This window comes from Pseudomonas sp. IB20, from assembly GCF_009707325.1.
In the GTDB taxonomy this organism is placed as follows: Bacteria; Pseudomonadota; Gammaproteobacteria; order Pseudomonadales; family Pseudomonadaceae; genus Aquipseudomonas.
On record NZ_CP046103.1, the window covers coordinates 5073058 to 5095177 of the forward strand.

Annotated in this window: 22 protein-coding genes and 1 pseudogene; 8 read left to right on the plus strand and 15 right to left on the minus strand. The window is 60.9% G+C overall.

Annotated features, from left to right (window positions below; all coding sequences use genetic code 11):
- Positions 1-15: 15 nt before the first annotated feature.
- A complete protein-coding gene (gene hemB, locus GJU48_RS23730; RefSeq protein ID WP_094948774.1) occupies positions 16-1029 on the minus strand; it encodes a porphobilinogen synthase in 1014 nt (337 codons plus the stop codon).
- Between the two features lie 208 nt (positions 1030-1237).
- On the opposite strand from hemB, the gene GJU48_RS23735 reads away from it, so the two are divergent.
- Positions 1238-1882 carry a DedA family protein gene (locus tag GJU48_RS23735; RefSeq protein ID WP_094948835.1) on the plus strand — a complete coding sequence of 215 codons (645 nt, stop codon included), beginning with the start codon at positions 1238-1240 and terminating at the stop codon, positions 1880-1882.
- Here the strand turns inward: GJU48_RS23735 and GJU48_RS23740 are convergent.
- Entirely contained in the window at positions 1863-3098 is a 1236-nt protein-coding gene (locus GJU48_RS23740) for a sterol desaturase family protein (protein ID WP_094948773.1), read from the minus strand. The two genes, GJU48_RS23735 and GJU48_RS23740, sit on opposite strands and share 20 nt — an antisense overlap.
- A gap of 116 nt (positions 3099-3214) precedes the next feature.
- Here GJU48_RS23740 and elbB point away from each other — a divergent pair, with 116 nt between their 5' ends.
- Positions 3215-3880: an isoprenoid biosynthesis glyoxalase ElbB gene (gene elbB / locus GJU48_RS23745; protein WP_094948772.1), complete on the plus strand. Its 666-nt coding sequence runs from the start codon at positions 3215-3217 to the stop codon at positions 3878-3880.
- 77 nt (positions 3881-3957) lie between these two features.
- Here elbB and GJU48_RS23750 read toward each other — a convergent pair whose 3' ends face one another.
- Both GJU48_RS23750 and GJU48_RS23755 read right to left on the minus strand, forming a co-directional pair.
- The gene (locus GJU48_RS23750) at positions 3958-4413 is read right to left on the minus strand and encodes a YaiI/YqxD family protein (protein ID WP_094948771.1); all 456 of its coding nucleotides are present in this window, start codon (positions 4411-4413) and stop codon (positions 3958-3960) included.
- A 2-nt stretch (positions 4414-4415) separates the two neighbouring features.
- The gene (locus tag GJU48_RS23755) at positions 4416-6311 is read right to left on the minus strand and encodes an FTR1 family protein (protein ID WP_094948770.1); all 1896 of its coding nucleotides are present in this window, start codon (positions 6309-6311) and stop codon (positions 4416-4418) included.
- 267 nt (positions 6312-6578) lie between these two features.
- On the opposite strand from GJU48_RS23755, the gene GJU48_RS23760 reads away from it, so the two are divergent.
- Genes GJU48_RS23760 through GJU48_RS23775 form a run of 4 tightly spaced genes read left to right on the plus strand, consistent with a single transcriptional unit; the run spans position 6579 to position 9722 of the window.
- Positions 6579-7973 carry a COG3014 family protein gene (locus tag GJU48_RS23760; RefSeq protein ID WP_094948769.1) on the plus strand — a complete coding sequence of 465 codons (1395 nt, stop codon included), beginning with the start codon at positions 6579-6581 and terminating at the stop codon, positions 7971-7973.
- A 10-nt stretch (positions 7974-7983) separates the two neighbouring features.
- Positions 7984-8355, plus strand: a complete 372-nt coding sequence (locus tag GJU48_RS23765) for a YcfL family protein (protein WP_008439304.1) — start codon at positions 7984-7986, stop codon at positions 8353-8355.
- 35 nt (positions 8356-8390) lie between these two features.
- Entirely contained in the window at positions 8391-8978 is a 588-nt protein-coding gene (gene lpoB / locus GJU48_RS23770; protein WP_094948768.1) for a penicillin-binding protein activator LpoB, read from the plus strand.
- A 3-nt stretch (positions 8979-8981) separates the two neighbouring features.
- Complete coding sequence (locus tag GJU48_RS23775; RefSeq protein ID WP_094948767.1) at positions 8982-9722, plus strand: penicillin-binding protein activator LpoB; 741 nt, start codon at positions 8982-8984, stop codon at positions 9720-9722.
- A gap of 138 nt (positions 9723-9860) precedes the next feature.
- Here GJU48_RS23775 and GJU48_RS23780 read toward each other — a convergent pair whose 3' ends face one another.
- The 3 genes from GJU48_RS23780 to GJU48_RS23790 all read right to left on the minus strand — a co-directional run bounded on the left by GJU48_RS23780 (position 9861) and on the right by GJU48_RS23790 (position 13065).
- Positions 9861-10493, minus strand: a complete 633-nt coding sequence (locus GJU48_RS23780; protein WP_094948766.1) for a LysE family transporter — start codon at positions 10491-10493, stop codon at positions 9861-9863.
- Between the two features lie 89 nt (positions 10494-10582).
- Positions 10583-11155, minus strand: a complete 573-nt coding sequence (locus GJU48_RS23785) for a mechanosensitive ion channel family protein (RefSeq protein WP_094948765.1) — start codon at positions 11153-11155, stop codon at positions 10583-10585.
- Positions 11155-13065, minus strand: coding sequence for an ATP-binding cassette domain-containing protein (locus GJU48_RS23790; RefSeq protein WP_094948764.1), 1911 nt, complete (start codon positions 13063-13065; stop codon positions 11155-11157). Before GJU48_RS23790 ends, GJU48_RS23785 begins: the two co-directional genes overlap by 1 nt.
- 50 nt (positions 13066-13115) lie before the next feature.
- On the opposite strand from GJU48_RS23790, the gene GJU48_RS23795 reads away from it, so the two are divergent.
- The gene (locus GJU48_RS23795) at positions 13116-13580 is read left to right on the plus strand and encodes a TIGR02444 family protein (RefSeq protein WP_094948763.1); all 465 of its coding nucleotides are present in this window, start codon (positions 13116-13118) and stop codon (positions 13578-13580) included.
- On the opposite strand, the pseudogene GJU48_RS25820 reads toward GJU48_RS23795, so the two are convergent.
- A pseudogene (locus GJU48_RS25820) lies at positions 13577-14738 on the minus strand (AlgP family protein). The gene GJU48_RS23795 and the pseudogene GJU48_RS25820 sit on opposite strands and share 4 nt — an antisense overlap.
- Before the next feature lie 192 nt (positions 14739-14930).
- On the opposite strand from GJU48_RS25820, the gene GJU48_RS23805 reads away from it, so the two are divergent.
- Positions 14931-15608, plus strand: a complete 678-nt coding sequence (locus tag GJU48_RS23805) for an FKBP-type peptidyl-prolyl cis-trans isomerase (protein WP_094948761.1) — start codon at positions 14931-14933, stop codon at positions 15606-15608.
- A gap of 53 nt (positions 15609-15661) precedes the next feature.
- Here GJU48_RS23805 and rsd read toward each other — a convergent pair whose 3' ends face one another.
- The 7 genes from rsd to GJU48_RS23835 all read right to left on the minus strand — a co-directional run bounded on the left by rsd (position 15662) and on the right by GJU48_RS23835 (position 22060).
- Positions 15662-16120 carry a sigma D regulator gene (gene rsd, locus GJU48_RS23810; RefSeq protein ID WP_094948760.1) on the minus strand — a complete coding sequence of 153 codons (459 nt, stop codon included), beginning with the start codon at positions 16118-16120 and terminating at the stop codon, positions 15662-15664.
- 207 nt (positions 16121-16327) lie between these two features.
- A complete protein-coding gene (locus GJU48_RS23815) occupies positions 16328-16849 on the minus strand; it encodes a disulfide bond formation protein B (RefSeq protein WP_094948759.1) in 522 nt (173 codons plus the stop codon).
- 236 nt (positions 16850-17085) lie between these two features.
- A complete protein-coding gene (locus GJU48_RS23820; RefSeq protein ID WP_094948758.1) occupies positions 17086-18327 on the minus strand; it encodes a heme biosynthesis protein HemY in 1242 nt (413 codons plus the stop codon).
- A gap of 5 nt (positions 18328-18332) precedes the next feature.
- Positions 18333-19448, minus strand: a complete 1116-nt coding sequence (locus GJU48_RS25425) for a uroporphyrinogen-III C-methyltransferase (protein ID WP_094948757.1) — start codon at positions 19446-19448, stop codon at positions 18333-18335.
- 39 nt (positions 19449-19487) lie between these two features.
- The gene (locus tag GJU48_RS25430) at positions 19488-20237 is read right to left on the minus strand and encodes a uroporphyrinogen-III synthase (RefSeq protein WP_094948756.1); all 750 of its coding nucleotides are present in this window, start codon (positions 20235-20237) and stop codon (positions 19488-19490) included.
- Positions 20234-21175, minus strand: coding sequence for a hydroxymethylbilane synthase (gene hemC / locus GJU48_RS23830; protein ID WP_094948755.1), 942 nt, complete (start codon positions 21173-21175; stop codon positions 20234-20236). Before hemC ends, GJU48_RS25430 begins: the two co-directional genes overlap by 4 nt.
- A 138-nt stretch (positions 21176-21313) precedes the next feature.
- Positions 21314-22060: a LytR/AlgR family response regulator transcription factor gene (locus GJU48_RS23835; protein ID WP_094948754.1), complete on the minus strand. Its 747-nt coding sequence runs from the start codon at positions 22058-22060 to the stop codon at positions 21314-21316.
- Between the last annotated feature and the right edge of the window lie 60 nt (positions 22061-22120).

Below are 22120 nucleotides of genomic sequence, written 5' to 3' on the forward strand. Positions count from 1 at the left end.
GTGTTCCTGTGAGGGCTATTGTTGCTCTCTAAGCAATTGGGCAGCGCGGGCGGCGAAGTAGGTCAGGATGCCATCAGCGCCAGCACGTTTAAAGGCAGTCAGGGATTCGAGGATCACCCCTTCACTCAACCAACCATTCTGGATCGCGGCCATGTGCATGGCGTATTCACCGCTGACCTGATAGACAAAGGTCGGCACCTTGAATTCCTCTTTGACCCGATAAAGGATGTCCAGGTAAGGCATCCCAGGCTTGACCATCACCATGTCGGCACCTTCGGCCAGGTCGGCCGCCACTTCGTGCAGGGCTTCATGGCTGTTGGCCGGGTCCATCTGGTACGAGGCCTTGTTGGCCTTGCCCAGGTTCAGCGCCGAGCCCACCGCATCGCGGAACGGGCCGTAATAGGCGCTGGCGTACTTGGCCGAGTAGGCCATGATCCGTACGTTAACGTAACCGGCCAGCTCCAGGGCTTCGCGAATCGCCTGGATGCGGCCATCCATCATGTCCGACGGCGCGACGACCTGGGCGCCTGCGGCTGCGTGGGACAACGCCTGTTTAACCAGCGCATCGACGGTAATGTCGTTTTGAACATAGCCGTCTTCGTCAAGAATGCCATCTTGGCCGTGGGTGGTGAACGGGTCCAGCGCCACGTCGGTGATCACCCCCAGTTCCGGGAAACGCTCGCGCAAGGCGCGGGTGGCGCGCTGAGCGATACCTTGCGGGTTCCAGGCTTGCGCAGCATCAAGCGACTTGAGTTCAGACGGCGTCACCGGAAACAGCGCAACCGCCGGGATCCCCAGTTCGACCCAGTTCGCCGCCTCGATCAGCAACTGATCAATGGTCAAACGCTCCACACCCGGCATCGACGCCACTGCTTCCCGACGATTTTCACCGTCCAGCACAAACACCGGCAGGATCAGATCATTCGTCGTCAGCACGTTTTCACGGACCAGGCGGCGAGAAAAATCATCACGACGGTTACGGCGCAGGCGGGTGGCAGGGAACAGGCGATTGGCAGGGGTAAAGCTCACGACAGACTCCTGAGCCCGCGTTTACGGGCGAGCGTTGCAGTTATAAGCGGCCATTATGACGAAGGAATGACAGTTGTGCTTATCGATGCGACCTGTAGTCGCATTCGTCGTTTATGTAGGAATTGTTCACTTCGTGACACATCTCGATACTTTCATGAATGTTCACGAAGGCGTAGGCTGCGCGTTCATTTCGCCAGCACCCCAGACCATGCTTCAACAATTTCTGCATGACTTCGGCTACTTTGCGCTCTTCTTGGGCACGTTCTTTGAAGGCGAGACCATCCTGGTTCTCGCAGGCTTCTTGGCGTTCCGTGGATACATGGATATCAATCTGGTCGTGGTCGTTGCCTTTTGTGGCAGCTACGCCGGCGACCAGCTGTGGTACTTCATGGGGCGCAAGCACGGCCGCAAACTGCTGGCGCGCAAGCCGCGCTGGCAATTGATGGGCGACAAAGCGCTGGAACATATCCGTAAGCATCCGGACATCTGGGTGCTGAGCTTCAGGTTCGTCTATGGTCTGCGCACCGTCATGCCTGTGGCGATTGGCTTGTCCGGTTACCCGCCTTTGCGCTATTTGGTGCTGAACGGCATTGGCGCAGCGGTGTGGGCGGCAGCGCTTGGCGCTGCGGCGTACCATTTTGGCGCGGTATTGGAAGGCATGCTGGGCAGCATCAAGAAATATGAGCTGTGGGTGTTGGGCGCGCTACTGCTGCTGGGCTTAGGCCTGTGGCTGCGTCGCCGCTTCAAAAACGCACGCATTGCCCGCCAGGCCTGCGAAGATGCAAAAGCCCGGCTCGCCGCCGAGCCCGCCGCGGTCGAGGCGGTCGAGGCGCCTAAGACGCCAATCGAGTAAGCCGGTCTCTGCAACAGTAGAGGCCGATCACGCTGAGCAAGCTGTAACTCACCAGGCCCAGCCAGCCTAAGTTGCTGGCCGGCCACAGCCCGACCGCCGGCGCCAGCCACACCAGCGGCACATTCAGCCCCAGGCGCACCAGCTCAGCCTTTAGCGCCCAAGGGCGGTTCTCCAGGGCCACGCCCAGCGTAAACAACCCCAACGCCATCGCACTCCAGCCCAGGATCAGCGCCGCCGTAGACAGCCCTTCGCCAAAATTCATCAGATAACTGCCAAACCCCACATACGCTGCAAATTGCAGGGCGATGTAGACCTGCTGGCGCGCGTCCAACGGCACTTCGAATTTGCGGAACTGGCTCAAGTCAGGCTTAGCCAGCGGGTATTTGGCTTTAACGTCTGCCGGGCGCCAGCCGGTGCGCATGAACCAGATGCGCAGCTTGTCCCACCCGCTCTCGGTACGTCGTGCGTCACTCCATAACTGCGCATAAAACTGCAGGTTGGCCCACAGCGGGTTCCAACTGGCTAAAGGCGTGGTGACGCCAAAGATCACCGGTTCGTTATCGTCTTCTTCCTGGAAACTGCCGAACAGGCGGTCCCAAATAATGAACACCCCGCCGTAGTTGCGATCCATGTAGAGAGCGTTCTGTGCATGGTGGGCCCGATGATTGGACGGTGTGACGAAGAACCACTCGAACCAGCCGAGCTTGGGCACATGGCGGGTGTGCACCCAGAATTGATACAGCAGATTGAGCGACGCCACGCTGATAAACACCACCAGCGGCACGCCCACCACGGCCAGAGGCAAGTAGAAGATCCAGCTCAGCAGAAAGCCGGTGCTGGTCTGGCGCAAAGCGGTGGTCAGGTTGTAGTCCTCACTCTGGTGATGCACCGAGTGCGCGGCCCACAGAATATTGCGCTCATGGCCGCAGCGATGCAGCCAGTAGTAGCAGAAGTCGTAGAAGACGAAGGCGAACACCCAGGTCCACACGCTCTGGGCAGGCAGTTCGATCAGTGCTAGGTGCTTGAGGGCGAACGCGTAGGTCAGCAGGCCCACGCCTTTGGTCAGCAGCCCCGTGGTGGTCGAGAGCACGCCGGTGCTGAGGCTGTTGATGGCGTCCGCCACCCGGTAGTTGCGCTCGCCGCGCCAGTGGTCGGCGAGCAGCTCAACCACGATCAAGGCGATGAAAAACGGTACCGCGTAAGGCACGAAGTCCATGGGCTAGTCCGGTCTATTTTTGTTACATCAAGATTAGGTGTAGCGGAGCAAGATCCCATTGGCAACAGGTGACAAATTAGTAGACATTTAACGCCATGAAATAGGGAGAAATACTCATGAGCAAAAAAGTTGCAGTGATCCTTTCCGGCTGTGGCGTGTACGACGGTGCAGAGATACACGAAAGCGTCATCACCTTGCTGCGCCTGGACCAGCGTGGCGCCCAGGTTCAATGCTTTGCGCCGGATATCGCTCAACACCACGTGATCAACCACCTCACCGGCGAGGAAATGCCTGAGTCGCGCAATGTGCTGGTCGAATCGGCGCGCATCGCCCGGGGTGACGTGAAGGACATCCGTGAGGCCAGCGCCGAAGACTTCGATGCGCTGATCGTGCCCGGCGGGTTTGGCGCGGCGAAGAACCTGTCGAACTTTGCCGTGGAAGGCGCCGGTTGCAGCGTCAACCCGCAGGTGCTGGCGCTGGCTGAAGCGTTTGCTGAAGCGGGCAAGCCGGTGGGGCTGATCTGTATCTCGCCAGCACTCGCCGCGAAGATCTACGGCCCCGGCGTCACCTGCACCATCGGCAATTGCGCCGACACCGCCGCTGCCCTGGACAAGATGGGCGCCACCCACCAGGAATGCGGGGTTGAGGATATTGTCGAGGACAAGGCACGCAAACTGGTGAGCACCCCGGCCTACATGCTCGGCAAGAGCATCAGTGAAGTGGCGTCAGGCATCAACAAACTGGTGGATCGGGTGTTGGAATTGACCCACGAGAATGATTGATCGGGTCGCCGAACACTTATGTTGTGGCTAGCGGGCTTGCCACGAAAAGCCCGCCACAAAAGCCTGCTCACAAGAGGTCAGGCCTGGCGCATCAACTTGGTCAGTATCCTGTCCAGCGCATTGGCAAAAGCCTGCTTATCCTTTTCCCCATGGGGCGGTGGGCCGCCGCCCATCTGGCCCTGCTCACGCAGATCGGTAAACAGGTTACGCACCGCCAACCGTTCGCTCATGTTCGCCGGGCTGAATTCCTTACCGCGTGGGTCGAGGGCCGTCACGCCCTTCTTCACCAGGCGGTCGGCCAGGGGCACGTCGCTGCAGATCACCAACTCCCCAGGCACCGCGTGCTCCACCAGGTAGTCATCCGCCGCATCTGGGCCGCTGGGCACCACAATCAGCTTTACACAGGCGAAACTCGGCTTGATCTGGCTCTGCCCCGCCACCAGCACCACCTCGAACTCGCGCTTGAGGGCGAACTTCACCACTTGGTCCTTGGCCGCCCGTGGGCAGGCATCGGCATCGATCCATACGCGCATGGTTAGGCCGCCACGCGGCGTTTTTCAGTCAGGCGGCTGCGGCCGTACAGCACCACAATCGCCAGGATCGCCACCGCCTGCGCACTCAATGAGTAGGCATCGGCGTGGATGCCCAGCCAGTCGAAGTCAAAGAACGCCACCGGCCGCGTGCCGAAAATGCCCGCCTCCTGCAACGCTTTGACGCCATGCCCGGCGAACACCACCGACAAGGCACACAGCAGCGCCGCGTTGATGCCAAAGAACAACGCCAATGGCAGCTTCGCCGAACCGCGCAGGATTACCCACGCCAGGCCCACCAGCAACACCAGCGCCGTGGCGCCGCCCGCCAGTACCGCGTTGTGCCCGGCGGGGCCGGCTTGCAGCCACAGGGTTTCGTAGAACAGGATCACTTCGAACAACTCGCGGTACACCGAGAAGAACGCCAGCACCGCAAAGCCAAATCGCCCGCCGCCGCCCACCAGGCTGCTCTTGATGTAATCCTGCCAAGCCGCTGCGTGGCGTCGGTCGTGCATCCACACGCCCAGCCACAACACCATCACGCTGGCGAACAACGCCGTACAGCCTTCAAGCAATTCGCGCTGGGCGCCGCTGACGTCAATCACATACGCCGCCAATGCCCAGGTCGCCAGGCCGGCCAACAGCGCCAGGCCCCAGCCGACGTTCACGCTGCGCACCGCCGACTGTTGGCCGGTGTTACGCAGGAACGCCAGGATCGCCGCCAGCACCAGAATCGCTTCCAGGCCTTCACGCAACAGGATCAGCAAGCCGGAGATGTAGCTCAACGACCAGCTCAAGCCATCGCTGCCCAGCAAGCCGGCAGATTCGGTGAGTTTGCCCTTGGCCACGTCCAGGCGCTGTTGCACCTGCTCGATCGGCAGGCCGTCCTGCAACGACTGCCGGTACGCCATCAGGGCTTTCTCGGTGTCCTTGCGCACGTTGGCATTGACGTTATCCAGCGAGCTTTCCACCAGCTCGAAGCCTTCCAGGTACGCGGCCACCGACAAGTCGTAAGCTTGCTCGTGATCACCGTTACGGAACGCGGCGAGGCTCTTGTCCAGTGTGCTGGCGGTGTAATCGAGCAACTGCGCCGGGCCACGCTTGACCTGCGGCGGTTGCGCGCGCTGGGCGCGGAACGTCGCGGCCGCGCCCGGACCACTGGCCGCCAGCACTTCATTGGGGGTCTGGCGGGCCAGGTCGGCCAGGTTGAACGGTTGTTCGCTTTTGGCCGCGGCCGGGTCAGCCGTGAAGCCGGCGATGTAGGTTGCCAAGTCCCAGCGCTGACGGTCGTCCAACTGATCGGCGAAGGACGGCATGTCGGTGCCTTCAACGCCCAGGCCGAGCGTGTTGTAGATCGCATAGAGGCTGAGGCGATCAAGGCGCACGGCATCGCGCAGGTTAGCGGGCGGCGGCGTCATGCCTGTGGACGCTGGGCCATCACCCGCGCCCGCAGTGCCGTGGCATACCGAGCAATGCTGGGCATAGAGCGGTGCGCCACGCGCGGGGTCTGGCGTGATCGCCGGCGCCTGGCTGACTTCATACGCCACCGCGAGCTTGGCGCCCAACTGACGGGCTTGGCGGGCGACTGTCGCGCCATCCTGATGAGCGGTTACAGCCGCTAACAATTCGTCGACGCCCTTGACCAGCTCCGCGCGCTCCGGCCTTTGCGGCAGTTCAGCCACCAAGCCCTGCAAAACGCCGAGAAACTCTAGCTGTTCGCGGTATTCAGACTCATCGATAACCTTGCCCGCCTCCACCGTCGGTGGGTAGTCAGCACCAATGTAATCCAGCAGATGCAGGGCTTGCGGGGCGCCTTCGGCAGTCGCAGCCAGCAGGTTGAAGCTGCACGACATCAACACCGGCAACAGCAGCCAGGCGAGAAAACGGTAGGGGGCAGTCATGAATGAATCTCAAGTGGAAATGCGAAGTAACACATTGTTTATCGTTAAAAGGTTTGACTCAAGGCGTTAATGATTTCTCGTCGGAAGGGATGCGTTATTTCGAGATACCGGCGATGGCATTTGTCGATTACATCACAGCAAAAAGCCATTGTTTTGCCACTCGCGGCGCCTATAATGCCGCGCCCTGTTATTGCGAAAGGGAATTTATTTCCTCGTTCTTATGAGGAACTAGCACATCGGCTGATGACTTTCAGGGAAGACGTTTACATGGCATTTCGCGCCTTGACCCCACTCGCACTCGCGGCGGTTACCTTGTTATCCGGTTGTACGATGTTTCGCAGCTACGACACCGAGCTGCAAGCCACCAACCAACAGCTGGCCACCGGCAATGTCGACGGCGCCCTGACCCTGTTGGAAAAGAACAACACCGGCGAAGACAAGGACCTGCTCTATTTCTTTGAAAAGGGCGAGCTGTTACGGGCCAAAGGCGACCTCACCGGAAGCCAGACCGCCTGGCGCAGCGCCGACCTGCAAGTCTACAAGTGGGAAGAGTCGGTCAAGTTCGACAGCGAGAAGTACCTCGCCCAGTTCGGCAGCTTCATGGTCAACGACAAAGTGCGTCGCTACGAGGGTTATGACTACGAAAAAGTCATGCTGACCACCCAGATGGCCTTGAACCTGCTGGCTTTGAACGACTTCGATGGTGCCCGCACCGAGATCAAGAAGACCCACGAGCGCGAAGCGGTCATCGCCGACTTGCGCGATAAGGAATACCTCAAGCGCGAAAACGAAGCCGAGCGCCAGGGCGTCACTACCCAGATCAAAGACCTGCGCGGCTACCCGATAGAAGCACTGGATGCGCCGGAAGTGGTCGGCCTGAAAAACAGCTACCAGAGTGCGTTCAGCCATTACCTGGCGGGCTTTGTCTACGAAGCCCTGGGCGAAAGAGACCTGGCGGCGCCCGGCTATCGCAAGGCCGCCGAGCTGCGCCCCAATACGCCGCTGCTGGAGCAAGCGTTGCTGAACCTGGACAAATCCAAGGTCGGTGCCGACGAGACCGACGTGCTGATTGTGGTCCAGAGCGGCCTGGCACCGGCGCGCGACTCGATTCGCCTGCCACTGCCGATCCCGATCGACGGCCGCCTGGTGATCACGCCGCTGTCGTTCCCGGTGATCAAGGCTGACAACTCCACGGCGACCTTTGCCCAGATCGGCGTCGACGGCAAGCAACAGAACCTCACCGCACTCAACAGCACCACCGCCATGTCGCGCCGCGCCCTGCGTGACGACATGCCGGGGATCATCCTGCGCACCACCGTGCGTGCGGTCAGCCGTGGCATTGCGCAAAACAACCTGAACAAGGCCAACCCCATGGCAGGTCTGGTACTGGGCATCGCCTCGGCCGTGACCGAAGGGGCCGACACCCGCACCTGGCGCACGCTGCCGGACATGACCCAAGTGACGCGCCTGCGCCTCAAGCACGGTGACCATCAGGTCAGCCTGCCCAACGCCCTGGGCGGCACGCTGGTGACGGTCAAGGCCGATCAGCGCTACCAAGTGATCACCCTGCGCGTGGTCGGCAACCAAGTATTCGCCGGCGGCCTCGCGGCCCGTGTAGTGCCGAGCACTTCCACTCAAGCCATCGCCCTCAAACAACCTTAAGGAGCACGCTATGCGTCATTTCATCCTCGGCGCCCTGGCGCTGGTCCTGCTCGCCGGCTGCGCCACCCCGCCGCCGCCGGAGCCTGGCAGCGCCGCCAGCAAAATCGTGGTGATGGGCAAATTCAAGGGCATCGCCGTCGGCGCCATTCGTGTGGCCCGTGAAAACGGCTTCCTCACCGCCAAGGTGCAGTTGAGCAACATCACCAGCAGCAACCAGATGATGTACTACCGCTTCGCCTGGCTGGGTGCCGATGGCTTCCCGGTAGGCGATGAAGAAACCTGGAAAGTGCTGAACCTGTACGCCAACCAGGCAACCTTCCTGCCGGCCATCGCTAACCTGCCCCAGGCCGCGGACTTCCGTCTTGAAGTGAAAACCCCTTGAGCCGCTGCTCTATCAGAATTCAGAGAGATTTCCCCATGTTTGCACGCTTCTCGATCATCGCCGTCGTCGCCCTTCTGGCCAGCGGTTGCTCCAACACCTCGCCGGTACTCGGCGGCAAGAACATCAGCTACGGCGACACCAAGGCTGTGGAACTGGTGACCAACGAGTTCGGTTCCACCGACCTGCAGATGATCGCCGAAAGCATGACCCGCTCCCTGGCTCAGTCCGGCATCCTGCAAGGCCGCCCGGTGGTGCAGGTGTATGACGTGAAGAACAAGACCAGCGAGTACATCGACACCCGCGAGATCACCACGTCGATCAAGACCCAATTGATGAAGACCGGCACCGCCCGCTTCGCCAGCGATAACACCGACATGCAAAGCCAGGTCGACCAGCTCAAGTTGCAGAACCAGAGCGGCTTGTACAAGAAATCCACGGTCAGCAAGACCGGCAACATGGTCGCCGCCAAGTACCGCCTGGAAGGCTCCATCAGCTCCATCGTCAAACGCAGCTCGGACTACAAGGACGTGTTCTACAAGTTCAGCCTGCAACTGATCGACGTCGAGAGCGGCCTGGCCGAATGGATGGACGAAAAAGAAATCCGCAAAACCACGGAGCGCTAAGCAATGCGTGCATGGATCGGCATGATCGGCCTGCTGTGCGCCTTTGGCGCCTCGGCCGCCCCGAAGATCGCGGTGACCGACCTTGCCTACGAGGCGCGGGTCGAGGAATACATCCACGCGGTTTCGGCCAGCAATAACTTCCAAGCCAGCGCGTATAACGCCAGCGGTGCGTCGAGCTACAGCGAGTACGAAAGCCGCACCAGCTACATCGAACAGACCGAGCTGCGTAAATTCAGCGGTGATATCAAGGGCGAGATTCTCAAGTCGCGCCAGTTCCAGCTGGTGCAGGGCACGCCTTACACCGCCGATGCCAAGGGTGACGTGTATGACGTGATCAAGCGCATCAAGGCCGGCAACTTCAAGGGCGCGGACTACGTGTTGTTCGGCACCCTGTCAGACATCGACTTCACCCAGGACATCAACGCCCTGGACCACACCAATAGCTATTCGGCCGTGCTCGGCCTGACGCTGGTGGCGGATTTTAGCCTGATCAACACGCGCACCTTTGAGATCACCTCGGCGTTTACCGCCATGGGTGAAGGCCAGGACACGAAGCTGGTGAACAGCCGCGATGTTCGCGTGAGCTTGAACCGGCCGCGCGTGGTGAAGGAAGTGTCGAAAGCCTTGGGTGAGGATGTGGCACGGCAGTTGGCGGAGCAATTGGGCGGCGGGTATCAAGACCCGGGCAAGCCTGCGCTGCGCAATAACCTGCCAAGGGATGAGGCGCCGAAGATTCTGCGCTGAGCCGCGACTTCACAAGCAACACAAATCAAATGTGGGAGCTGGCTTGACTGCGATGCAGACACCTTGGTGTATCAGTTACACCAAGGTGCTGCTATCGCAAGCAAGCCAGCTCCCACATTTTTAATCTGGTTTCGTCAGTTACGCCGTTGCGCGATGCAAGCTGGCGAGAAAGCCAGCAGCGCCAACAAACAACCCGGCAAACGTGCGGTTCATGCGCTTTTGCTGCTTAGGCGTGCGCAACATGCGCAAGACCTTCGACGCCAGCCCCGTATAGCCTGCCATCACGATCATATCGACGCTGATCATGGTCGCGCCCAGGATCAGGTACTGGATCAGCAGCGGCGCCTGCGGGTTCACGAATTGCGGCAGCACCGCCAGCATGAACACCAGGGCCTTGGGGTTGCTGGCGTTGACCAGGAACCCACGGAACATCATCGCCATTGGCTTGCCGATTGGGCGAATCGCCGCGTCCTCGCTCATGTCCATGGGCAAGGCTCGCCATTGCTTGATCGCCAGGTACACCAAGTAGCCCACGCCAAACCATTTGATCGCATAAAACGCGGTGGAAGACGCCGCCAGAATGGCACCCAGGCCGCCCGCGACCACGGCAATCTGCATCGCCAGGCCCAATTGCAGGCCAATGGCATTCCAGTAACCGCGCAGGAAACCGTATTGCAGGCCGCTTGACATCGAAGCGATGGCACCGGCGCCAGGGGAAAGGGAAATGATCCAACTGGCCACGAAAAAGGCCAGCCATGTGTCGAGTGCCATTACACACCTCAGGGAGAGAGTTAGCGGTTGTACCTAAAGCTAACTCCGCCGACCAAAGGCTGGCTATCTATTTTTGATGGGGCTGGCTGCTAGCGGTCGCCCGGAAACACATGAGTGCCAGGCCAGCGCCGCACCGAGCGCTGGAAGAACAGGCTGTTGGGCACTTGCACCATTGCGCTGTCGGTGCCCGCTTCTTCGACTTCGATCAGCGTGGTGTAGAGCAGATTGATCGCAACGACCCGGCCTTTGACGCCCGGCTTGTCGACGGTATCCACCAGCTCGACGATGTCACCGAGGCGGAACGGCCCGACAGTAAAGATCAAGATCGCGCACAACAGGTTGGACAGCACCGACCACATGGCGAAGAACGCCACGGCAGCCACCGCGACAAACCCCGACAGCGCCGTCCACAACACCGTGGCGGACACACCGAGGCGGCCCAGCACGAAGATCAGCGCGCTGCCCATGATCAGCCAGCGCAAGCCTCCGCGCAGCGGCATCAGCAGTTGCGGCGGGAACGGATAACGCTCACCCAGACGGGTGAGGCCTTTGGCGACGAAGCGTTGGGCAAGGTAGCCGGCCAGCAGGATCAGCAGGATTTGCACGCCGACCCAGGCAGGTTCGACCCACTGCGTCGGCAACGGCAATTGCAGCGCTTCCATCAGGACAGCGCCTCCAGCTCCGCTTGCAGGCTTTCGAGCAGTTCGAGGGCTTCCATCCAGGTTTCCTCCAACTGACCTTCACGCACCTTGAGCTTGGCCTGTTCGGCGAGCAGGTCGCGCAGTTCGTCCTTGCGCGCCGCCTCGTACACGGCGCTGTCACCCAGGCTGGCTTCGATCTTGGCCAGGCGCTCGTGCACCTTGCCCAGTTCGGCTTCCAGCTTGTCGGCTTCGCGCTTGTGCGGTGCCAACTGCTGGCGCAGTGCGGCGGCAGCCTGGCGCTGGGCTTTCTTGTCAGTCTTGTCCGGGTTGACCGGCGTATTGCTGGCCGGCGCGTTGCGCAGGCGGTAGTCCGTCAGCCAACGTGCGTAGTCGTCCAGGTCACCGTCGAACTCTTCGACTTTGCCGTCAGCCACCAGCAGGAAGTTGTCGGTGGTGCTCTTGAGCAAGTGGCGATCGTGAGAGACCACCAGCACCGCACCACTGAACTCCTGCAAGGCCATGGTCAGCGCCAGGCGCATTTCCAGGTCCAAGTGGTTAGTGGGTTCGTCAAGCAGCAGCAGGTTCGGACGGTCCCAGGCGATCAATGCCAGGGCGAGTCGGGCCTTTTCGCCACCGGAGAAATTCAGCACCGGCTCATCAATGCGCGCGCCACGGAAGTCGAAGCCGCCGAGGAAGTCGCGCAGGGTTTGCTCGCGCTCGGTCGGCGCCAGGCGTTGCAGGTGCAGCAGCGGGCTGGCCTTGGCATCGAGGGAGTCCAGCTGATGCTGGGCAAAGTAGCCCACCACCAGGTTCTCACCACGGGTCAGGCGGCCAGCCAGGGGCTGCAATTCACCCGACAGGTTCTTGATCAGCGTCGACTTGCCCGCACCGTTAGGGCCGAGCAAACCGATGCGCGCGCCCGGCGTAAGCTGAAGTTTGACCTTCTCCAGGATGGTTTTGTCGCCATAACCCAGGCGTGCATCCGAAAGATCCAGCAACGGACTGGAGATTTTCACCGACTCGCGGAAGACAAAGTCGAACGGCGAATCGACGTGGGCCGCCGACAGCTCTTCCATGCGCTCCAACGCCTTGATCCGGCTCTGGGCCTGACGGGCCTTGGTGGCCTGGGCCTTGAACCGGGCGATGTAGCTTTCCATGTGCGCACGCTGCGCCTGCTGCTTCTCGAAAGCCTGTTGCTGCTGGGCCAGGCGCTCGGCGCGCGCACGTTCGAACGCAGTGTAGCCGCCACGGTACAGGGTGATTTTCTTCTGTTCGACGTGGGCGATGTTGTCGACCACGGCGTCGAGGAAATCCCGGTCGTGGGAAATCAGCAGCAAAGTGCCCGGGTAGCTCTTGAGGAAATCTTCCAGCCACAGGATCGCATCAAGGTCCAAGTGGTTGGTCGGTTCGTCGAGCAGCAACAAGTCCGAGGGGCACATCAGCGCCTGGGCCAGGTTCAGGCGCATGCGCCAGCCACCGGAGAAGTCGGCGACCGGGCGATCCATCTGCTCGTTGGTAAAACCAAGGCCAGCAAGCATCTTGCGGGCGCGGGCGTCGGCGGTGTAGCCGTCGGCACTGTCGAGTTCCGAGTGCAGGCGGGCCTGGGCGGCGCCGTCCTGGGCTTTCTCGGCCTCGGCCAGGTCGTGTTGCACCTGACGCAGGCGCTGGTCGCCATCGAGCACGTAGTCGACCGCGATACGGTCCAGGGTGTCGATCTCCTGGCGCATATGGGCGATGCGCCAGTCGGCCGGCAGCAGGCAGTCCCCGGAATCCGGGGTCAGCTCACCCAGCAACAGAGCGAACAACGTGGATTTGCCGGCGCCGTTGGCACCGATCAGGCCGGCTTTGTGACCGGCGTGCAGGGTCAGCTCGGCGTCTTCAAGAAGACGTTGCGGGCCACGCTGTAATGTTAGGCTTTGAAGTCGGATCATAATGGCGGCGGAGTCTACCAGCTTCGTTGGCCGCTGGCTTGGGTGTGAATATGTGCGCTGACCTGTGGAGCTTTGCCCTCTCGATTTACGCCCGCCCGGGCGTCGAGGCCGCTTGCCTGCGTTTACAGGCCAAAGGCGCGGATGTGTGCCTGCTGCTCTGTGGCGCGTGGCTGGAGCAACGCGGCGTGGCGTCGACGCCCGAACGCATGCAGGCGCTGCAGGACATTGCGCGGCCGTGGCAGAAAGAAGTGGTCGAACCGTTACGACAGGTGCGCGTGCAGTGGCGAGCCATGGCGCAGCAGGATGAGCCATTGGCGGCGTTACGCGAACGGGTCAAAGCCCTGGAGCAGGAGGCGGAACGGGAGTTGCTGACGCGGCTGGAGACGCTAACGCAAGCATGGCCGATCGGAGAAAGCGAGGATCACCAAGGATGGCTTGAAGGCTTGGCGACCGAAGCCGCCAACCTTGACCACGACGCGCTGCAATCGCTGCGCGCCATGGCCACCGGCACTTAGGAAGCGCTGGTTGGGGTGGTGCTTGGCGCTACCGGTGCAGGGGTGCTGCTGGCCGATGCGGTTGGCGCGGTGGACGCAGCCGGGGTAGCAGCCGGGGTAGCAGCCGAGGCTGCTGGCTTGGCCGGTGCAGGCTTTGCAGCAGCAGGTTTTGCGGCTGCTTTTGCAACTGCTGGCTTTGCAGCTGGTTTTGCAACTGCTGGCTTAGCGGCTGGTTTGGCAGCAGCAGGTTTGGCAGCCGGCTTAACGGCTGGCTTCGCAGCAGCAGGTTTGGCAGCTGGCTTGGCGGCTGGTTTCGCAGCAGCAGTTTTGGCTACTGGCTTGGCGGCTGGTTTCGCAGCAGCAGTTTTGGCAACTGACTTGGCGGCCGGTTTCGCAGCAGCAGTTTTGGCAACTGGCTTGGCGGCCGGTTTTGCAGCAGCAGTTTTAGCAGCTGGCTTGGCAGCTGGTTTCGCAGCAGCAGTTTTGGCAGCTGGCTTGGCGGCCGGTTTTGCAGCAGCAGTTTTGGCAGCTGGCTTGGCGGCCGGTTTCGCAGCAGCAGCTTTGGCAGCTGGCTTGGCGGCCGGTTTCGCAGCAGCAGTTTTGGCGGCTGGCTTAGCGGCTGGTTTTGCAGCAGCGTTTTGGCGCTGGCTTAGCGGCTGGTTTTGCAGCAGCGGTTTTGGCAGCTGGCTTAGCGGCTGGTTTTGCAGCAGCAGTTTTTTTAGCCGCTGGCTTGACCGCAGTCTTAGCCGAAGCCTTCGACGCAACAGCTTTTGCCGGAGTACGAGCGCCCAGCACTTTAGCCACAGCTTCTTTCACTCGACCAACGCCCTGGGCCAGCTTCAAGCTTTCCTGAGCATCGCGTTTGAGTTGGGAAATGTAGGTACGGGTTTCAGCTTGGCGATCCTTGAGAGCGTCCAGCAGGTCCTCAAGTTCTTTGACCGCGCCTTTGGCTTTGGCTTGAGCCTTGGCCTTGCCGGCAGTGGCGGCGTCTTGCAGTTTGGTGCGGGACTTGTGCAGCTTTTCTTGCGCTTTACCGCGTTGTTTTTCCAGTTTGGCGAGCAGTTTTTCTGCATCGGCCAAGGCCTGGGAACACGCGCTTTCCAGATGTTCGAGCAAGCTGCCCGAAAGTTGTTGGAGCAAATGCAACGGGGTATTTACAGGCTTCTGTTTGGCCGACATGGTTTACCTCCTGGCTGACGTGGGTGCGGCTCATACTAGCCCTCTGCTCTTACCGCCGCTAGGGCATGTTGACAGTATCGTTTGCCTTGCGTTGCACCGTGCGAAAAATCTTATCGATATAACGAAAATCCACGGCACTTTTTGCGCACTCACACTGGCATAATCCGTCGCACTTTCGGCGGGAGAATGCTCATGTCGCGTTACCTTTTTTTAGTGCTTGGCTTGGCGGTTTTTGCAGCCAATGCGGGTGAGCAATCGCCGCCCAAAACCACTGCCCAAGACCCACACGATCTTGCCTACAGCCTGGGGGCGAGCCTCGGCGAACGCTTGCGCCAGGAAGTCCCCGACCTGCAGATCCAGGCCCTCGTCGACGGCCTCAAGCAAGCCTACCAAGGCAAACCACTGGCGCTGGACAACGCACGCATCGAGCAGATCCTGGCCCAGCACGAAGCACAAAGCGCAGCCGACGCCGAGGTGCCAAGCAGCGAAAAAGCACTCGCCGCTGAGCAGCAATTTTTAGCCAAGGAAAAAACCGCAAGCGGCGTACGCGAATTGGCAGATGGCATCCTGCTTACGGAACTCACACCCGGCAACGGCAGCAAACCGTTGGCCAGTGATGAGGTACAAGTGAAATACGTGGGTCGGTTACCCGATGGGACCGTCTTCGATAAGAGCACGCAGCCGCAGTGGTTTCGCCTGGACAGCGTGATCAGCGGCTGGAGCAGCGCCCTGCAACAAATGCCGGTAGGTGCGAAATGGCGCCTGGTGATTCCATCGGCGCAAGCCTATGGCGCCGACGGTGCAGGTGAGTTGATACCCGCGTATACGCCGCTGGTGTTCGAGATCGAATTGCTCGGTACCCGCCACTGACCCAATAAAAAACGGTGCGCCATGCGCACCGTTTTTTTTCTCGCCGCGAAGGGTCAGGCCTGGGTGGCCGCCTCTTCCTTGTGGGCGTTGTGCAGCACTTCGATCAGGCAGTCTTCCAGTTCGAAACGCTCATGTAGCAACCCACCGAGCTCTTTGAATTTTTCCGCAACACATTTGCCGGCATCACACAGGTCGGTGAACGCCAGCAGCTTTTCCGTGATGACATCAATGCGTGGGTAAAGGGTCTCGGCCAATTCCAGACCGCGCTGATCATCAAAGGCTTCCGCCTCTTTGGTCAGTTGCTCGTAGACCCCGAAATGGCCGGCAGACACGTAGTCCACCAATACACCGCAAAAGTCTTGCAGCGGTTCGCGATTCTCAGCCAGTGCCTCGGGCTTGGCGCCGAGAGCATCAAAGGCTCGAACCAGTTCGTGACGTGCCTTCAACCAGCTGTCGATCAGCTTGTGCACCCCACCCCAGCGTTCCTGAGCATTCTGACAACTTTCCAGCATGATGATCTCTCTTCCCTATAGGGGGCGCTGCCGCTCTGTGCCCGCGCAACTCAAGGATAAAGCGGCAGCCGGACAAAGCCGCATCTGACAAACGGTTTCGATAATGCGTGCGGGCCAGATTATGCCCGCATGACTATCGCTTCAAGGTACGCAGGAGAGAAAGTTCATACAAGTGTTTAATCCCTTCCTACCCACTGCGACTTACTTTTACTGCGTCGCAAGGCCCAAGCGGCGGCCGAATAACAGCGGTGAAAACTGCATGATGCCCAGGATCAGCATCGCCACGAAGAACAACAGGCTCCACTCGGGAAGGCTCAAGTCAAACAGTGTCCAGTTGATCTCCACGCAATCAACGGTGCCTTTGACCGTCAATTGCAGGGCCTGCCATAACGACAGGTTTTCGATCATGTACTGCAAGCTCGGCCAGCAATCGGTGGCCTGCTCCGGCGCGGCATTTTGTAGCAGCACTTGCCGTACGGCAGTGATGGCGCCGAGCAATGCACACCCCATGCTGCCCATCGCATAAAAGTAGGCCGCAGAGCGCCGTGGGCTATGGAACGCAGCCATCAAATTGATCAGCGTGAAGGTTGCCAGAAAGATGCGTTGCATCTGGCACAGGAAACACGGACGGAGCAGCGCGCCATACTCAAGATAAAAAGACGCACCCAACGTCAGCGCACCAGCCATGAACGCCAGGAAAAACAAGGAGCGTGAAGGGGCCAAAGACATTGTTATCCGTACCGCAAGAGATAGGTCGTTACGGTAGAGGAAAGGCCCGACCCCTTTCAATACGCGCTAGAGCAGACAATTCCGCAAGAGCATGGGGATATGCCGTCAGAACATGGATGACTTCAAGCCGCCAGCAGTAGGAATTTACTACGCAGGGCTTTAGACCCAGCATTTGCACAGTGATGGAGGGCTGGCCCTCAGACGCTTCTGAGCCAACCTCCACCCTCTTTCCTACTTCAAACCCGTGCAGGAACGGGTAATGGTGCGGCCAACAGACGGCTGTCCAACAGGCCAAGCCCTTCTTGGAACAATTGGTTGCTACGCTCCGTGTCACCTAATTGGGCAAGCAGACGCGCCAGCTCAGCGCATGCCTCAGGATTGCGCTGCACCTGCAGGCTGTTTTCCAAGTAGTCCCGCGCCTTGCCCCACAAACTGGTTTGCAAACACAGGCGACCCAGGGTCAGCAGCAGGCTGGCATCACCCGGATGGTCCTTCAGCCAGCCTTCGGCAAATTTCAGTTGTCGAGCCGGGTCTGCGCCACGCAGCAAACCGTAAAGCCGGATCAGGTGGCTGTCGTAACCGCGCTTGATCGCGCCGCGCAGTACCTCCTCGGCCTTGGCATCGGCGCCCAATCGACGCAGCTGCTCAGCGTAAGCCAGCACCAGTTGTGGCTCCTGGCGCTGGGCGGAAGTCAGTTGCTCCCATGCCCGGTCCAAAGACTGTAAACCGGCCTCGCCCTGCTCTTCACGCTGGGCCGCCAGGCCAAGGTTTTCACCCCAGGCGCGACGCTCCAGCTCAGCTAATTCGCTGGCGGGAAGCACCTTGTCCTTGCGCAACTCCGGCAGCAGACGGATCACCGACGGCCAATCGCCCCGCTGCTGATGCAAGCGCTGCAACTGACGCAACACCTGCGGGTTATGCGGATGACGCTCGTGCATCGCTTGCAGGGTGACCAGCGCACCTTCAGTGTCGCCGCGGTCCATCTGCAATTGCGCATGACTCAAGGCGACCGCCAACTCCGCCTGGGGCTGACGCTCCAAGGCGCGCTCCAGCAAAGCGTCAGCCTCTTCATAGCGGCCCTGCTCATTGGCCGCACGCGCTGCGCCAAGGTAGTAGAGCAACGGTTGACGCTCGGCTTCGGCGGCACGGTGCAGGTGGCGTTCGGCGCTGGCCCAGCGGCCTTCGGCGAGGTCCATCTGGCCCTGTTCAATCGCGATCTGTACCCGACGGCTCCGGTTGCGCCGCGACCACGGGTTGACCACGCCACCGGAGGTGGTGAGCAAGCTCAGCAGCACGCGGATCAAGTAGATCACCAGAACCACTGCAAACACCGCCACCAGCGTGGCCCACAGGCTCGACTCGTAATGCAGCAGATGCGGGTAGGTAATCAGCACGTAACCGGTGTGTTTCGAAATACCCACAGCCAGTGCCAGGGCGATTGCAATCGCCAGCACCAAAATCACATAGAAGCGCTTCATCGGCTCTACTCCTTGGTCGCCGGCGTGCCCGCCGACGCCTTGGCTTCATCGGCAGACAGATGACGGCGTTCAAGATAGGCCTGCACGGCGGCCAGGCTTGCAGCCAGGTCCGGCGTGACCACAGAGACGGCCTTGGGCTCAAGCTCGGCAATCCGCGCCAGCATCGCCTTGCTCTGCGGGTTGTCCTGGTTGAAGTTGTCTTGCAGCACGCTGCGCGCCTCACCCAGGGAGCGGCTGTACACCGCCGTTTCACCGTTGAGCGCGGCCCATTGCGCTTGCTCAAGGGCCAGGCTCAAGGCCAGGCGCACTTGGTTCAGGCCCTGGCCGGCAAGCAACGGACGAATGTTGTCGTCAGGGTTGAAGTCGATGCGGAAGTAGCGAGAGATCTGCTCCCACCATTCACTCCAGCGGCTTTGCGTATCGGTGGTTGGGCGCCCTTGGGAGGCCGGTTCGGTGAGCTGGTATTGCGGGGCAATGGCCGCCAGTTGCACGACCTGATCACGCAGTGCCGCCAGTTGCAGGTACAGGCCGGTGCGGTCCGGCTGCTCGGTGCTGCGCAGCGCGGCGAGGCTCTTGGCCAACTGCTCACGCGCGGCATAGGAACCTGGGTCGCTCTGCTCGCGCAGAATTTCGTCGGCGCCCTGGACTAGCGACTGAGCACTGTTGATGTCTTGAAGTGCGGAAAGACGCAAGCTGGCCAGGCGGATCAGGTGCTCGGCCTCGGCCAGCCGCCAGTCCTGGCGGCTGGCACCCAGCACGGTTTCCAAGCGCTGGCTCAAGCGCTGCTGATCACCCTGCAACTGGGCGACCAGACGGCGACGCTCCTCCAGCTCATCCGCTGCGGGCAACTGTGCCAAACGAGCGGCCAGCTGTTGTTGGCTCTGCTTGAGCGCCTGGGATTGGTCATCGAGGGTCTGCACCTGGCCCAGCTGTTGCTGGCTGCTGGCTTGCAGGGCGCGGACCTGCCAGATGCCCCAACCGCCGGCGGCAACACCTGCGGCGCCAAGCAACAGGGCTACGATTGCCAGACCATTGCCACGGCGTGGCGCGCTGACCGGTGACTCAACCGGCACATCAAGTGCGGGTTGGGCTTCATCTTTAGGCAAGGCTGTTTCGCTCACGTATCCGTCCTTTGCGTATCAGAGAGTGGGGCGGCGGCCTTATATGGCACAGCTGCGCAACGCCACTAACAAAGCCGCGGCACTCGCGCCGCGACAATCCACAACTTTTTCTGCGCCAGCGGCCCGCGCCATTTCATAGACCCGCGGGCTGGGCACGAACAACGGCAGCTGCGCTACCTCAGGCCAATCTTCGCCAGCCAAGGCTTGCAGGTGCAAAAAACCCTGCCCACTGCTGACCACCACGCCGTTCAAGCGTTCCAACTGGATGCGTTGCATCAACGCCCCCGGGTCGTAAGCCGGAAGGAAACGACGATACAACTCCAGATAGTCGACACTAGCACCTTGCTCGCGTAAACGCTCAGCCAGCAGCCCCCGCCCACCCTCGCCACGCAAGATCAGCACTCGGGCATTTGGCTGTGCAATAGCCTCGCGCAAGGCCGGCAATGCAAGCAAGGCCTCGCTGTCGTCGCCGCTTGGCGGGTAGTGAACAGTCAGGCCGTGGTTGGCCAGTACCTGCGCGGTGGCCGCGCCGACGCTGAACCACGGCAACTGCGGCCAGGGCTGATCCAACAGTTGCAAGGCCAGTCGCGCAGCCGGTTTGCTGACCACAATGACCGCGTTATAACGGCCCAGGTCACGAAAAACCGCCTGCTGCTCAGCCGTTACCGGCAAGGCTTCGATGCCCAGCAATGGCAGGCTGCTGCTGAAAATACCGGCGTCGGACAACGTCGCGGCCAGGGCCAACGACTCCTCGGCAGGCCGCGTCAGCAGCACACGCCAGTCGGTCACTGCGGGCCGGCCTCGCCGTAGACTTTCTGCAGAATGGCGCCAGCGCCCTTCTCCAGCAGCTCTTCTGCCACCTGGATACCCAATGCGGTGGCATCGCGTTGCGGCCCGCGCACCTCGGCGGTGAGCAGCGTGCCACCTGCCGGGTCACCTACCAAGCCGCGCAACCAAAGGTTTTCGCCTTCCAGCACGGCGTAGCAGGCGATCGGCACCTGGCAGCCACCGTTGAGGTGTTTGTTCAGGGCGCGCTCGGCCGTCACACGGACTTCGGTGTCTTGATGATCCAGGGGTTTGAGCAGGGCGTGAATTTCGCTGTCGGCAGTGCGGCACTCGATGCCCACTGCGCCCTGGCCACCGGCAGGCAAGCTGTCTTCGACGCTGATGGCCGAGGTGATACGGTCTTCGAAACCCAGGCGAATCAAACCGGCCGCCGCGAGGATAATCGCGTCATATTCACCGGCATCCAGCTTGGCCAGGCGGGTGTTGACGTTGCCGCGCAGAAAACGGATTTGCAGGTCCGGGCGCCGGGTCAGCAACTGCGCCTGGCGACGCAGGCTCGAGGTGCCGACGATGCTGCCCAGGGGCAGTTCTTCCAGCGATGCGTAGGTGTTGGAAACAAAGGCGTCGCGCGGGTCTTCGCGCTCGCAGATGCAATACAGGCCCAGGCCTTCGGGGAAGTCCATCGGCACGTCTTTCATCGAATGCACGGCGATGTCGGCTTCGTTTTCCAGCAGCGCGGTTTCCAGTTCTTTGACGAACAAGCCCTTGCCGCCGATCTTCGACAATGGCGAGTCCAGCAGCTTGTCGCCGCGACTGACCATGGGCACCAGGGATACTTTCAGCCCCGGATGGGCCTGCTCAAGACGGGCTTTGACGTATTCGGCCTGCCACAAGGCCAAGGCGCTTTTACGGGTGGCGATGCGGATTTCGCGAGAGGACATGGATCAATCCGTACTGAATAGATACGGCAGATAATAACAGCTCAGGCAAATACGCTTTGATTTGAATCAGCAAGTGCGGGGCCTCCCTGGCCGCATCACACCGGGATAAAGTATGCAGACCGCGCCAAAGGCCTTGGGCTAAAGCTGCTGCATCATCTTGCGCACACCCGCGACGTGGCGTCGGCTGACGATCAAGGCGTCGCCGTTAAGCCCTTTCAGGAATAACTGAAAGTGCCCAAGGGGCGTGCGCTGCAGGCGTTCTATTCGCTCGCGGGCCACCAGCGCGTTGCGGTGGATGCGCACAAAGCGGTCGCCGAATTCATCCTCAAGGGCTTTGAGCGGCTCATCGAGCAAGACTTCGCCGTCCTCGTGACGCAGGGTCACGTACTTGTGGTCGGCAATAAAGTAAACCACCTGGTTCAGTGGAATCAGCTCGATACCTTTGCGCGTCCGCGCGCTGATATGGCTGCGCGGCCCATTACCACTCTGGGCTGCCGGCTGGGTCAGCGCGGCGAGTTGCACGCGGTTAGGGCGCTCGGCTTTTTTCAGGGCCTTGAGCAGCGCTTCGGCGGTCACCGGCTTGGCGACAAAGCTGACACCACTGTCTTCGAGCGTCTGTGCAGAAAACTCTTCTTGAGCTGCACACAACACCACGGCAGGCGGCGATTCTCGCTCGCTGAGGCGGGCGGCCACTTGCAGGCCATCAAGGCCCGGCAGGCGAATATCGAGCAAGACCACATCCGGCTTGAGGCTGTCGATCAGCGTCAACGCCTCCTCGCCGTTGGTGGCACTCGGTTCAAGGACTGTATAACCCTCGAGTTCACTGACCAGACGGCTCAGTCGCTCGCGGGCTTGGGGTTCGTCATCAACGATCAGGACATTCATATTGCGCTGGATTCCTGCGTGAGTCTCGCACAAGGATAGCGTAGACAGGTGCGGTGACTT